Genomic DNA, 13047 nt, shown 5'->3' with positions numbered 1-13047 from the left:
ACGGCCTGTCGGCGGCCCCACTATAGCCAAACGGGGTGAAGACGGCGCCGTGCGTCCTTGTTTATAGAGGTCTGAAAGCGATGCGACTGGTACTCCTCGGCGCGCCCGGCTCGGGCAAGGGAACTCAGGCCGCGCGCCTGAAGGAACACCTGCAGGTGCCGCATATCTCCACCGGCGACCTGCTGCGCGCCGCGGTCGCCGCCGGTACCCCGCTCGGCCTGCAGGCGAAGGCGGTCATGGATGCCGGCCAGCTGGTTTCCGACGAGATCGTGCTCGGCATGCTCGAGGAGCGCCTGGGCCGCGACGACACCGGCAATGGCTTCATCCTCGACGGCTATCCGCGCAACCTCGTCCAGGCCAATGCGCTGGACGCGCTGCTCGATCGCATCGGCCAGCCGGCCGACATCGCCGTGCAGCTGGACGTCGACACCGAGCTGCTGATCGAGCGCCTCGCCGGCCGCGCGCTGGCCGAGGGCCGCGCCGACGACACGCCGGAGACCGTGCGCAACCGGCAGAAGGTCTATCACGAGGCCACCGCGCCGGTGATCGAGTTCTACCGCAACAGCGGCCGGCTCGCCGTCGTGAACGGCGTCGGTTCGCTCGACGACGTGTTCGCCCGCATCATCGAAGTGCTCGCGCCCACGCCCGAAGTCGGCTGAGCCGCGGGCGCGAGGCCGCGCCGAATGAAACTGCACATCCTGGGCATCTGCGGCACCTTCATGGGCGGCGTCGCCGCGCTCGCGCGCGAGCTCGGGCATGCCGTCGACGGTTCCGACCAGAACGTCTATCCGCCGATGTCCACCCAGCTCGAGCAGCTGGGCATCGCGCTCGCGACCGGCTGGTCGCCCGGACACATCGCCGCCGATACCGATGTCGTCGTCGTCGGCAACGCGCTGTCGCGCGGCAACCCGGCGGTCGAACACGTGCTCGACGCCGGCCTGGCCTACACCTCCGGCGCGCAGTGGCTGGGCGAGGAGGTGTTGCCGGGCCGCGAGGTGCTGGCGGTCGCGGGCACCCACGGCAAGACCACCACGACCTCGATCCTCGCCTTCCTGCTGCAGGCCGCGGGCCGGGATCCGGGCTTCCTGGTCGGCGGCGTGCCGGAGAACTTCGGCGTCTCGGCGCGGCTGGGCAGCGGCCCGGAGTTCGTCGTCGAGGCCGACGAGTACGACACCGCGTTCTTCGACAAGCGCAGCAAGTTCGTGCACTACCGGCCGCTGGTCGCGATCCTCAACAACCTCGAGTTCGACCACGCCGACATCTTCCCGGACCTGGCGGCGATCCAGCGCCAGTTCCACCATCTGGTGCGGATCGTGCCGCGGCGCGGCCGGCTGATCGTCAACGGCGAGGACGCGGCGCTGGCGGAAGTGCTGGCGATGGGCTGCTGGACGCCGGTCGAGACCTTCGGCATCGACGGCGATTTCGCCTGGACCGCGACGCTGCAGCGCGAGGACGGCAGCGCCTTCGACGTGCTGCACGACGGCGCGGTCGTCGGCACCGTGCGCTGGAACCTGGTCGGCCGCCACAACGTGATGAATGCGCTGGCGGCGATCGCGGCCGCGAATGCGGTCGGCGCCGATCTGGCGAAGGCGATCGCGGCGCTGCCGGACTTCGTCAGCGTGAAGCGTCGGCTGGAGAAACTCGGCGAGATCGCCGGCATCACCGTCTACGACGATTTCGCGCATCACCCGACCGCGATCCGCACCACGCTCGAGGGCCTGCGCGCCCGCGTCGGCAGTGCCCGCATCGTCGTGGCGATGGAACCGCGCAGCAATTCGATGCGCCTCGGTGCGCATTCGGCGCAGATCGCGCCCTCGCTGCAGGAGGCCGATGCGGTGGTCTTCCTGCAGCGGCCGGAACTGCCCTGGGACGCCGGCAGCGTCATCGCCGGCCTGCGCGGCGAAGGTGTCGCGGTCGCGACCGTCGCCGCGCTGGTCGACGAACTGCGGGGACGTACCCGCGCCGGCGACCATGTCGTGTTCATGTCCAACGGCGGTTTCGAGGATGCGCCGCGGCGCTTCCTGGCCGCGCTGCGCGACTGACATGGCGACGGTCGCGCTGCCGCTGTTTCCGCTGGGGGCCGTGCTTTTCCCCGGCGGCCGGGTGTCGCTGCGGGTCTTCGAACAGCGCTATCTCGACCTCGTCGCCCGCTGCAGCCGCAGCGGCGAGGGTTTCGGCATCTGCCTGATCGCCGCGGGCGAGGAGGTCGGCGAACCGGCCGTGCCCGCCGGGGTCGGCACCGAGGCGGTGATCGTCGATTTCGCGCAGACCGACGACGGCCTGCTGGCGATCACCGTCGAAGGCCGCCGCCGTTTCCGCGTCGCCGCCTGCGGCGCGCAGGACGACGGCCTGGTCGTCGCGGACGTCGAATGGCTGCCGGAGACGCCGCCGCAGCCGCCGCATGCCGAACACGCGCTGCTCGCGGTGCTGCTCGCGCGCATCCTCGACAAGGCCGGCGAAGAGCATTCCGGCGTCGGCAAGCGCGAACTCGCCGACGCGGCCTGGATCGGCTGGCGCCTGGCCGAATGGCTGCCGCTGGAGAACGACGAGCGGCAGGCGCTGCTCGAGCTCGACGATCCGCACGCGCGGCTGCAGGCCCTGGTCGAGCGCCTGCCGGATTTCCAGGCCGAATAAGGCCCCGGGAACGCCGCTTCGCTCAGCGCGCGCGCAGGCGCAGCGTCGGTTCGCCGTCGTCGGCGCGGCGTTCGAGTTGCGCGTCGAGGTCGCCGATGTCGCGCGCCAGCGCCTGCAGCAGGGCCGGATCGTCGGTACGTGCCTGCCAGAAGCTGAAGAAGTCGAGCCGGCGGGTGAAGCGCAACTGCTGCACGCTGCCGACCCATACCGGCAGCGATTCCGGCTGCAGCCGGACCGGGCTGGCCCAGAGCCGGAGCACCGTCAGGGTTCCCGGATCCTCGCCGCGGCGGACCATCACCAGCGCCTCCGCCCGCCCCTGGTGCGCGGCGCCGAGCACCGGCAGGTCGCCCGCCTCGATGTCCTTGTCCAGCGTCTGCAGCAGGCCCGGCCAGCCGCCGGTCTCGTAACTTTCCCAACCGGCGAGCAGCAGCCGTGCGCGCAGCGCGTCCAGCGGCCCCGCAAGCTGCACGTTCAGCGGCCAGGCGTTGTGGCCGTGCACGTCGTTGCGCCGCGCCGGCAGCGCTGTCTGCCAGTCGCCGTTCCACCAGGCCTGTTCGGCGACCGCGACCGGCACCAGCGGTGGCTCGAAGCGGGCGAGCAGCGCTTCCGCATTGCGGCTGCCGTGCCAGGCGGCCATCGCCGCGACCAGCACGAAGAAGATCGTCGCGGTCGGGCGCACCCAGAACGAGCGCACCACGCGCCGGCGGTAGGCGATGCCGAGCGCGGTGATCCAGACGACGCCGAGCAGGATCCCGGCGAGCACGTCGCTGAGCCAGTGCGCGCCGAGATAGAGGCGGGCGAAGCCGAGCAGGCCGACCAGCAGCGCCGCCAGCACGTAGGGCCAGGCGCGCTTGCGGCCGGGCAGCTCGCGCGCGATCAGCACCGCGAAGAAGCCGTAGACGACGGTCGCCAGCGTCACCGTCGCCGACGGGAAGCTGAAGCCGGACACCGCGGTCGACGCCGGCGGCTTCGGCATGTCGAGCAGGTAGCCCATGAACCACGTCAGCACCAGCGCGAAGGCCGGCGCCGCCAGCCAGTGCCAGGCGGCGATGTGGCGACGCCGCCACAGCAGCCACGCGAACACGCAGAGCACCGCCGGCGCCAGCACGATCGCGTCGCCGAGCGAGGCCAGGAAGCCCATCGGCACATCGGCGAGCGGATTGCGCAGCGAGAACATCAGCTGGTGCACGCTCAGGTCCATCGCCGACGGTGCGGCGCCGGCCCCGACCGAGATCAGGATCGTGAACACGCCCCAGGCGGCCGCGAGCAGGACCACGCCGAGCAGTACCAGCGACGCCGATTCCGGCCGGTTCGGGTCGATCAGCGCTTCCGAATAGCGGCCGAGTACCGGGTGCCGGTGCGACCAGGCCAACGCCTTCTCCAGCAGTTCCTCGGTGTGGTCGCCGAGCCAGCGCCAGGCGTAGAACACCACCGCCCAGATCGCCGCGACCATCGCCAGCACCACCGCCAGCACGACCGCCAGCCGGCCGGCGACGGCGGCGACCAGGTCGAGCGAGGTGCCGAACACCCAGCCCGGCGCGAGGAAGGTCGCCGACCAGACCAGCGCCGCGAACACGCTCGCCGGCACGTACTGCCGCAGCGGCATCCGCAGCATCCCGGCGATCGCCGGAACGAAGGGCCGGATCGCGCCGATGTAGCGCGCCATCACGATGCTCTTCATGCCGTGGCGGCGGAAGGTGAGCTCGCCGCGCTCCAGCCATTCCGGATGCCTGCTGAAGGGCCAGCGCTGGCGCAGCTGCGAGCCGTAGCGCAGGCCGACCCAGTAGCTGAGGCCGTCGCCGATGAAACAGCCGAGGGTGGCGCAGACGAGCGCATAGGTGCCGTCCACGTGGCCGAGGCCGACCAGGGTGCCGACGGCGAACAGCAGCGGCACCGCCGGCACGGCGACGCCGACGATCACCAGGGCATCGCAGAACGCGATCAGGAAGATCACCAGCCCTGCCAGGAGCGGGTGCTGGCCGATCCAGGCGACCGTGGCTTCGAAGCTGGCGGAATCCATAAGCGGGCAATTATAGGCCGCGCACCCGCCCCGGCCCGGTAAAATCGATGCCCTCTGATCCGGAGGCATTCATGTCCAGCCTGAGCGGCAAGACCCTCTTCATCACCGGTGCCTCGCGCGGCATCGGCCTGGCGATCGCGCTGCGCGCCGCCCGCGACGGCGCCAACGTGGCGATCGCCGCGAAATCGGCGGTGCCCAATCCGAAGCTGCCCGGCACGATCCACTCGGCCGCCGCCGCGGTGGACGCCGCCGGCGGCCGCGGCCTCGCCCTGCAGTGCGACATCCGCGAGGAGGAGCAGGTGCAGGCGGCGGTCGCGGGCACCGTGGCCGAGTTCGGCGGCATCGACATCCTCGTCAACAACGCCAGCGCGATCTGGTTGCGCGGCACGCTCGACACGCCGATGAAGCGCTTCGACCTGATGCAGCAGGTGAATGCGCGCGGCAGCTTCCTCTGCGCCCAGGCCTGCCTGCCGCATCTGCTGAAGGCGGCGAATCCGCACATCCTCACCCTGGCGCCGCCGCCCAGCCTCGACCCGAAGTGGTGGGGCGCGCACACCGGCTACACGCTGGCGAAGATGGGCATGAGCTTCGTGACGCTCGGCCTCGCCGCCGAATTCGGCCCGCAGGGCGTGGCGGTGAACGCGCTGTGGCCGCGTACCGTGATCGCCACCGACGCGCTGAAGATGATCCCGGGCACCGAACCGGCGAAGTGCCGCACGCCGGAGATCATGGCCGATGCCGCGCACGCGATCCTGACGACGCCGGCGCGCGACTTCAGCGGCAACTTCCTGATCGATGAAGCGGTGCTGCGCGAGCGCGGCGTCACCGATTTCGGCCGCTATGCGGTCGACCCCGCGCAGCCGCTGCTGCCCGACCTGTTCCTGGACGATCCCGAACTGATGGAGGCCCTGCGCCGATGAAGTACTTGCATGCGATGGTCCGTGTCCGCGACCTCGAAGCATCGATGCGCTTCTACCGCGATGCCCTCGGCCTGGTGGAGACGCGCCGACGTGACTACCCGCAGGGCCGCTTCACGCTGATCTATCTCGCCGCGCCGGCGAATCCCGAGGTCGAGGTCGAGCTGACCTTCAACTACGACGACGAGGACTACGGCAGCGCCCGCAACTTCGGCCACCTTGCCTTCGCGGTCGACGACATCTACGCCGCCTGCGAACGCCTGCAGGCGCACGGCGTGACCATCAACCGGCCGCCGCGCGACGGCCACATGGCCTTCGTGCGCTCGCCGGATCTGATCTCGATCGAGCTGCTGCAGGCCGGCGAACCGCTGCCGCCGAAGGAACCCTGGGCGTCGATGCCGAACACGGGCCAGTGGTGAGCCTGCGGCGCGCCGGTCCGGCTCCGCGTTAACACGCCGCCCGGCCTTGCCGTCCGATACGGTTGGATCGAGCGAGGCCGATGGACGGAAGCAGCACGACGACGGCGTTGGTGAAGGCGGCGCGCGCCGGCGATGGCGACGCGATGGACCGCCTCTACCGGCGTTTTGCGCCGGTGGTGCACGGCATCCTGCTGTCCCGGGTGCAGGCCGCAGATGCCGACGACCTGACCCAGGACGTGTTCGAGACCGCACTCCAGCGCCTGCACGAGCTGCGTGAGGACGCGGCCTTTCCAGGCTGGATCAGCCGCATCGCGCGCCGCGCCGCCCTCGATGCCTGGCGGCGGCGCGCCCCGTTCACCGGCGAGATCCCGGAAGCCGCGAGTCCCGCCGACAGTGTCGAGTCGCATCGGGATGCGGAACAGGCGCTCGCCGCGATCCGCAGCCTGCCGGAGGCCTACCGCGAGACCCTGGTGCTGCGCCTGGTGGAGGGTCTGACCGGCCCGGAAATCGCCGAACGCACCGGCCTGACCCCCGGCAGCGTCCGGGTCAACCTGCATCGCGGCATGGCGCAGCTGCGCGAACGTCTTGGCCTGCGGGAGCACGAGCGATGAGCGGCGAACGCAACGACGACTACCTGTGGGACCGCAGCGGCCCGGTGGATCCCGAGGTCGCTGCGCTCGAGGATCTGCTGGCGGCGCAGGCCTGGCAGCCGCGGCAACGCCGGCGGCGAAGGCATTGGCGCCTCGCCGTGGCCGCGGCGCTGGCCCTGATCGCGATCGGCCTTCCGGGCTGGCTGCACCACCGCTTGCAGTGGCCGGTGGGGCAGCCGTGGCGGATCGCCGCGGTCGAGGGTCGGGTGACGGTGGCAGGAACGCCGATCGCCGGCGCCGCCGTGCTGGCGCCCGGACAGGTGCTGGAGACCGGGCACGCCGCCAGCGCCCGCCTGCGTGTCGCGCGCATCGGCGAACTCGTGCTCGGGGAGGGATCCCGCCTCGTCCTCGTCGAGACCCGCGACGGCCGCCATCGCACCCGTCTGGAACAGGGCCGGCTGTGGGCGCGCGTATGGGCGCCGCCGGGGGCGTTCGGGGTGGCGACACCGTCGATGCAGGTGCTCGACCTCGGCTGCGAGTTCGTCCTGCAGGCCGATCCCGACGGCAGCGGCACGCTGACCGTCCGCAGCGGCTGGGTCCAGATCGACGGCGGCCGTCACGAGGTGCTGGTGCCCGAGGGCGCGCGGGTCGAGTTCGACGCCGACGGGAACCCGGGTCTGCCCTGGGATCTGGGCGCCGATCCGCGCTTCGTGACGGCACTGCGCACACTGGTCGCGCAGCAGGGCACGACCGATGACGACAGCCTGCAGGCGCTGCTCGCGCTCGCGCGCCCGCAGGACGCGATCAGCCTGCTGCAGGCGCTGCAGCGTTACCCGGCACTGGCCGACGGACCGCTGTACGACCGCCTGGCGGGAATGATGCCGGCCGGTGCGGTCGTCGAGCGCGATGCCGTCCGCAAGGGCTGGGCAACGGCGCTGTCGCCCTGGTGGGACGCGCTGCCTTATCCGCGGGCCAAGCGCTGGTGGCTGCAGTGGCCCGATGCCTTCGCCAGCGGCGAGGAGGCAGCGACGCTGCTGCGCGACGGGAAACGCTGAGGACGAGCGCCGGCGACGCCCGTTAACGGCGCGCCGGACACGAACGTCCCTGGATCGCGGCGATCTGCCGCCCCGCGCCCCGCGCGGCTCATCCGATCCGGAGGACTCCCCATGCGCATTCGTTCGACCTCGTTCGCTCTCGCCCTGGCGTTGGTCGCCAGCGTCGCCGCCACGCCTGCGGTCGCCGGCCCGCCGCTGCTCTGCGAGCCCTTCGATACCGCCGGCGCGCCCTCGCTGCCCTGGGGCGAGGGCTGGCGCGACGCCCGCGCCGATTTCCCGCTGCAAACGCTGCCCGAGCGGACCGTGGAACTGCTGGAAACCGGGGTTCCGCTGAGCGCGCGCATGGAAACGCTGCGCCGCGCGGCGATCTACGCCGCGCGCGACGGTGCCGTGCTGCGCGCACTGATGAGACGGCTGGACGAGCGTGTGCACACCGCCGACGATTCCGCGGCGCTCCGCATGGCACTGTTCGACAGTGGCTACTTCCTCGAGACGTTGCAGGACATCGAACGCCTGCAGGGCTACGACATGCCGGGCATCGGCGCCGTGGACCGGGAAGTGTTGCGGGCGCTGCTGCGCCAGCCCGACGGCAGTGAACGCATCGCCCAGGCGCTCGCCCTGCAGCCCGACGACGCCGACATCCGCTTCGCCGCGGCGCTGGTCGCGGCCGCCGACGGCGCCGGACCCTGAGGGATCCTGGGCACTGTGCGGCATCTGCTCATGCGCGGATTTCCCCTGCATAGGCGGCCCGCAGGCCGTGTTGCTGAAAGGCAGCGCGCAGGGAGGCGGCGCCGGTGAAGTGATGGGCGTGCAGGCCGGCCCGGCGTGCGCCCTCGGCGTTTTCCGCCTTGTCATCGACGAACAGCGCGTCTTCCGGCGCGACGCCGAGTTCGCGCAGGCAGGCGGCGAACACGCGCGGATCCGGTTTGCCGATGCGGAACTGCGCCGAACAGAAGACGCGACCGGCGAACACCGGCGCGAGTGCGGGGCACAGCGTGTCGAGGTGCTCGCGCAGCATCAGGCCGTTGTTGGTCAGGATCGCGACCTGCGTTTCCGCGGCGACGGCCGCGGCCAGGGCCAGTACCGCGGGGTCCACGCGCATCGCCGCCGCCCGCGCCGCGAGGCAATCGTCGAGCGTCACCTTCACGCCGAGGCGGCGCGCCAGTTCGGCGACGTGGCCGCCGGTGTCGAACTCGCCGAGATCGCTGGTGTGCTCCAGGCCGGAGCCGAACAGTGCCGCCTCGACCCGCGCCGGCGTCACCCCGAGGCATTGCGCCAGCGTGCCGACGCGGACGTCGTGCCGGTAATGCACCAGCACGCCGTCGAGATCGAACAGCACCAGCGCCGGCGCGCTCATCCCGCGGCGACTTCGCGGAAGGCCTCGCGCGCGGCCTCGAGCGTGTGCGCGATCTCGGCATCGCCATGCGCGCTCGACAGGAACGCCGCCTCGAAGGCCGAAGGTGCCAGGTACACGCCACGGCGCAGCATCGCGTGGAAGAAGCGGTTGAAGGCGACGGTGTCGCAGGCGATCGCCTGTGCGTAGGTCTCGACCTGCTGCTCGCTGAAGAACAGGCCGAACATCGCGCAGCTGCGGTTGGTCGTCAGCGGTACGCCGGCGTCGCGGGCGGCGGCTTCCAGGCCGTCGCAGAGTTCGTGCGTGCGCCGCTCGAGCGCTTCGTGGAAACCCGGCGCCTGGATCAATTCCAGCGTCGCCAGGCCGGCCGCCATCGCCACCGGATTGCCGCTGAGCGTGCCGGCCTGGTAGATCGGGCCGTCGGGCGCGACCTGGCGCATCAGGTCGGCGCGGCCGCCATAGGCGCCGACCGGCATGCCGCCGCCGATGATCTTGCCGAAGGTGCTCAGGTCCGGGGTGATGCCGTAACGCGCCTGGGCGCCACCGAGGGCGACGCGGAAACCGGTCATCACCTCGTCGAAGATCAGCAGCGCGCCGTACCGCGTGCACAGCTCACGCAGGTGCTGCAGATAGCCGTCGCGCGGCAGGATGCAGTTGGCATTGCCGACGATCGGCTCGACGATGACGCCGGCGATGTCCTCACCGGCTTCGGCGAACAGCTTCGTCGCCGCCTCGAAATCGTTGTAGGGCAGGGTCAGCGTGAGGTCGGCGAGCGCCTTCGGCACGCCCGGCGAGTTCGGCAGGCCGAAGGTCAGCGCGCCGCTGCCGGCCTTCACCAGGAAGCTGTCGCCGTGGCCGTGGTAGCAGCCCTCGAACTTGACGATGCGGCTGCGGCCGGTGGCGCCGCGGGCGAGGCGGATCGCCGACAGCGTCGCTTCGGTGCCCGAATTCACCATGCGCGACATCTGCATCGACGGCACGAGCTTGCGCAGGGTCTCCGCCATCGTCACCTCGAGCGGATTCGGCACGCCGAAGCTCAGACCGTCGCGCATCGTGCGTGCAACGGCGTCGAGAACGGCCGGGTGCGCGTGGCCGGCGATCATCGGGCCCCAGCTCAGCACGTAGTCGACATAGCGGTTGCCGTCGACGTCGATCAGGCAGGCGCCTTCGGCACGCTGCGCGAAGAAGGGTTCGCCGCCGACCGAGCGGAAGGCGCGCACCGGCGAATTGACGCCGCCGGGCATCAGGTCGCGGGCGCGGGTGAACAGGTCGTGGCTGGTGTCGGTCTTCATCGTTCGTTTCCTGCGGAAATCCCGGCGCGGGTCGCCGGAGGGGTATGTGCCGCGGCGATCGCGCGGCGGTAGGCATGAAGGGCGGCGACGGGATCGGCGGCGGCGAACACGCCGGAGATCACCGCGACGAGGTCGGCGCCCGCCGCTGCGAGGTCGGCGGCCGGTTCGATGCCGATGCCGCCGATCGCGACGCGAGGCACCGCGGCGCCGAGATCGGCGCGCAGCAGGTCGGGCGTGGCGCGCCGGGTCGCCGCCTTGCTCGGGCTCGGGAAGAAGGCGCCGAAGGCGACATAGCTGGCACCGGCGACGATCGCGCGGCGGGCCAGCGCGGGTTCGTCGTAGCAGGAGGCCCCGAGGATCACCGCGTCGCCGAGCGCCGCGCGCGCTTGCGCGAGGTCGCCGTCGTCGGCGCCGAGGTGGGCGCCGTCGGCACCGAGTTCGCCGGCCAGACGCCAGTCGTCGTTGACGATCAGCGGCACGCCGGCGGCGCGACATTCGTGCAGCAGCGCCCGCGCCTGTTCGCGCCTCAGCGCCGGCGACGCGCCCTTGTTGCGGTACTGCAGCAGGGCCGGGCCGGCCGCGAGCAGGGGCGTCACCCGCGCCAGCAGGCGCGCGGTGTCGGGGTCGTCGGGGGTGATCAGGTACAGGCCGCGCAGACGCGGCGGCAGGACGCTCATTTCGGCATGCCGGGCGGGATGCGAGAATGATACCGCCCCGCCGCATGAGACCGCCCGCGATGACCGATGCCTCCGCCACGCTCCGCACCTGGATGTGCGTCGTCTGCGGCTTCACCTACGACGAGGCCGAAGGCCTGCCGGAAGAGGGCATCGCCCCCGGCACGCGCTGGGAGGATGTCCCGGACGACTGGATCTGCCCCGACTGTGGCGTCGGCAAGGAAGATTTCGAGATGGTGCCGGTCGGCTGACCGGCGCGGCGCCGCTCAGTTCAGCCGCGGTGGCCGGCTGCCGAGTTCGATCAGCGCGACGCGTACGGCCTCGACGTCGTCGGCTTCCGGCAGCAGCTGCAGGTAGCGCGCGAGGTCCTCGCGGGCGCCGCGCAGATGCCCGAGTTCGCGATAGGCCAGGCCGCGGTCGCGATGGGCCTCGGCGGTGTCCGGGGCGAGCTTGAGCAGTCGGTCGGCGCTGCGTGCGACGCGCACCCAGTCGCCGTGTTCGGCGTAGACGGCCTTCAGGTTGCGCAGCATGCGCATCAGGATCACCCGGTGGGTTGCCGGGTGCAGGATCTGCAGCAGCTGCTGGTCGTCGGGCATCTGTCCGCCGAGATGCGGCGACGCGCGTTCGCGGAGTTCGTCGGCACCGACCGGTCGGCCCTTGTTGTAGGGGTCGAGCACGAGGATGCCGTCGTCGACCGGCATCCTCACCAGGAAGTGGCCGGGGAAGGAAATGCCGTCGAGCGGCAGGCCGACGCGACGCGTCACTTCCATCTGCACCAGCGCGAGCGAGATCGGGATGCCGAGCTTGCGGTCGAGCACGTCGTTGAGATAGCTGTTGCGCGGGTCGTCGTACTGCGTGGTGTTGCCGGCGAAACCGAGCTCCTCGAACAGGAAGCGGTTGATCGCCGTCAGCCGCGCCGGCAGGTCGAGGTCGCGGTCGAGCTGGGGACGCAACGCATCGGCATAGGCGTCGACGGTGGCGGCGTAACCGGCGGCGTCGAGATCCGGATACTCGTCGCGTGCGATCAGCAGCGCGATGTCGAGCAGCGGCAGTTCGTCGTCGGCGATCTTCGCGAGGGCATCCCAGTCGGGCAGGTCGTGGTTCGTCATGACGAGCATGTGGTTGCCTCCTCCGCGCTGTTCAAGGTGCGCCGCGTTCCGGAACGCCGGGTCCCAGCGTCAGCGTGTCGCCGGGAACGAGCCCGAGCGACTCCGCTTCGCCCGCATTGAGTTCGAGCACGTACATCGCCGGGCCGCGCGCCGGATAGGGCGGGCAACGTTCGGCCGAACACGGCGGCGCATTGCTCACGGAAACGAGCCGGCGCTGCGCGTCGAAATACAGGATGTCGAGCGGGATGCGGGTGTTCTTCATCCAGTACGCGAGCGGTTGCTCGCGCTCGTGCACGAACACCATGCCGGTACCGCGCTCCAGGCGGTCGCGGAACATCAGGCCGCGCTGGCGTTCGGCGTGCTCGTCGGCGATCTCGACCGCGATGCGCACGCCCTTGAGTTCGACCCAGTCGCCGTCGGACGCGCAACCGGCCAGCGGGGTCGCCAGCAACGCGATCGCGATCAAGGTCTTCGGGTGGCGCATCGCATGGCTCCTTCGCTTTGGAACCGACGTTCCGGCAACGTGCGCGCGACTGTCAAGCGCAGCGCGCGGGCGCCGCCGCGCCGCGAGATGCGACGCCGCGTCGTCGCGCGCAGGCCGGCATTCGTCGAATGCAGCGCGCGTGCGCACGTATCACTTCGTACCCGTTCGCCCGCTGAACACGACCGCGCGATTCCCCCTTTGCAAAACGGCGGGTCAGGGCTATTCTTCGCGCCCCTTGCAGCGGCGTGCCGCGGCGGGGGCGGCAGGAAGCGGTGAACAGGGTGTTGACGTTCCCGGAAAGTGCTGTAAGATGTGCGGCTCGGTCGGACGAGATGTCCGGCGGAACGCGGAGACCGAAACGGCCCGCGACGCGAACGATCTTTGACAGTGTGCGCAGGAAATTTGTGCGGGCGCCTGGCGGGTGATGGACGAGTCCATTACTTGCAGACGTCTAGCCAAACAAGCTTTTAGTTGTATTGCTATGCAAGCGACGTGAAGC

15 protein-coding genes are annotated in these 13047 nt (G+C 71.1%); 9 read left to right on the top strand and 6 right to left on the bottom strand.

Going from position 1 to position 13047, the window contains the following annotated elements:
* Positions 1-80 precede the first annotated feature (80 nt).
* Genes K311_RS0110940 through K311_RS0110930 form a run of 3 tightly spaced genes read left to right on the top strand, consistent with a single transcriptional unit; the run spans position 81 to position 2634 of the window.
* Positions 81-659 carry an adenylate kinase gene (locus K311_RS0110940; RefSeq protein WP_026817348.1) on the top strand — a complete coding sequence of 193 codons (579 nt, stop codon included), beginning with the start codon at positions 81-83 and terminating at the stop codon, positions 657-659.
* A 24-nt stretch (positions 660-683) separates the two neighbouring features.
* Entirely contained in the window at positions 684-2042 is a 1359-nt protein-coding gene (gene mpl / locus K311_RS0110935) for a UDP-N-acetylmuramate:L-alanyl-gamma-D-glutamyl-meso-diaminopimelate ligase (protein WP_026817347.1), read from the top strand.
* 1 nt (position 2043) lies between these two features.
* Entirely contained in the window at positions 2044-2634 is a 591-nt protein-coding gene (locus tag K311_RS0110930; RefSeq protein ID WP_026817346.1) for an LON peptidase substrate-binding domain-containing protein, read from the top strand.
* Positions 2635-2656: 22 nt separating this feature from the next.
* Here the strand turns inward: K311_RS0110930 and K311_RS0110925 are convergent, their stop codons facing one another.
* Entirely contained in the window at positions 2657-4654 is a 1998-nt protein-coding gene (locus tag K311_RS0110925; protein WP_026817345.1) for a bifunctional DedA family/phosphatase PAP2 family protein, read from the bottom strand.
* 71 nt (positions 4655-4725) lie between these two features.
* On the opposite strand from K311_RS0110925, the gene K311_RS0110920 reads away from it, so the two are divergent.
* The 5 genes from K311_RS0110920 (at position 4726) to K311_RS0110900 (ending at position 8325) form a co-directional block, all read left to right on the top strand.
* Positions 4726-5574, top strand: coding sequence for an SDR family oxidoreductase (locus K311_RS0110920; RefSeq protein ID WP_026817344.1), 849 nt, complete (start codon positions 4726-4728; stop codon positions 5572-5574).
* Positions 5571-5990: a VOC family protein gene (locus K311_RS0110915; protein ID WP_026817343.1), complete on the top strand. Its 420-nt coding sequence runs from the start codon at positions 5571-5573 to the stop codon at positions 5988-5990. Before K311_RS0110920 ends, K311_RS0110915 begins: the two co-directional genes overlap by 4 nt.
* 80 nt (positions 5991-6070) lie before the next feature.
* Positions 6071-6601: an RNA polymerase sigma factor gene (locus tag K311_RS0110910; protein ID WP_043797901.1), complete on the top strand. Its 531-nt coding sequence runs from the start codon at positions 6071-6073 to the stop codon at positions 6599-6601.
* Entirely contained in the window at positions 6598-7635 is a 1038-nt protein-coding gene (locus K311_RS0110905; protein ID WP_026817341.1) for a FecR domain-containing protein, read from the top strand. Before K311_RS0110910 ends, K311_RS0110905 begins: the two co-directional genes overlap by 4 nt.
* A gap of 111 nt (positions 7636-7746) precedes the next feature.
* A complete protein-coding gene (locus K311_RS0110900; protein WP_026817340.1) occupies positions 7747-8325 on the top strand; it encodes a hypothetical protein in 579 nt (192 codons plus the stop codon).
* 28 nt (positions 8326-8353) lie between these two features.
* Here K311_RS0110900 and K311_RS16560 read toward each other — a convergent pair whose 3' ends face one another.
* Genes K311_RS16560 through thiE form a run of 3 tightly spaced genes read right to left on the bottom strand, consistent with a single transcriptional unit; the run spans position 8354 to position 10958 of the window.
* Positions 8354-8992 carry an HAD-IA family hydrolase gene (locus K311_RS16560; protein ID WP_043797900.1) on the bottom strand — a complete coding sequence of 213 codons (639 nt, stop codon included), beginning with the start codon at positions 8990-8992 and terminating at the stop codon, positions 8354-8356.
* On the bottom strand, positions 8989-10281 hold the full coding sequence (gene hemL, locus K311_RS0110890; RefSeq protein WP_026817339.1) for a glutamate-1-semialdehyde 2,1-aminomutase: 1293 nt from the start codon (positions 10279-10281) through the stop codon (positions 8989-8991). The genes K311_RS16560 and hemL overlap by 4 nt, the downstream gene beginning before the upstream one ends.
* The gene (thiE, locus tag K311_RS16555; protein ID WP_051239978.1) at positions 10278-10958 is read right to left on the bottom strand and encodes a thiamine phosphate synthase; all 681 of its coding nucleotides are present in this window, start codon (positions 10956-10958) and stop codon (positions 10278-10280) included. The genes hemL and thiE overlap by 4 nt, the downstream gene beginning before the upstream one ends.
* Before the next feature lie 26 nt (positions 10959-10984).
* Here thiE and K311_RS0110880 point away from each other — a divergent pair, with 26 nt between their 5' ends.
* Positions 10985-11206 carry a rubredoxin gene (locus tag K311_RS0110880; RefSeq protein WP_026817338.1) on the top strand — a complete coding sequence of 74 codons (222 nt, stop codon included), beginning with the start codon at positions 10985-10987 and terminating at the stop codon, positions 11204-11206.
* Between the two features lie 15 nt (positions 11207-11221).
* Here K311_RS0110880 and K311_RS0110875 read toward each other — a convergent pair whose 3' ends face one another.
* Both K311_RS0110875 and K311_RS0110870 read right to left on the bottom strand, forming a co-directional pair.
* Positions 11222-12073: a SirB1 family protein gene (locus K311_RS0110875; RefSeq protein ID WP_026817337.1), complete on the bottom strand. Its 852-nt coding sequence runs from the start codon at positions 12071-12073 to the stop codon at positions 11222-11224.
* A 22-nt stretch (positions 12074-12095) separates the two neighbouring features.
* On the bottom strand, positions 12096-12548 hold the full coding sequence (locus tag K311_RS0110870) for a DUF192 domain-containing protein (RefSeq protein ID WP_026817336.1): 453 nt from the start codon (positions 12546-12548) through the stop codon (positions 12096-12098).
* Between the last annotated feature and the right edge of the window lie 499 nt (positions 12549-13047).

It is taken from the genome of Arenimonas composti TR7-09 = DSM 18010 (assembly GCF_000426365.1).
GTDB classification, from domain to species: domain Bacteria; phylum Pseudomonadota; class Gammaproteobacteria; order Xanthomonadales; family Xanthomonadaceae; genus Arenimonas; species Arenimonas composti.
This window is presented reverse-complemented; position numbering and strand designations above follow the sequence as displayed.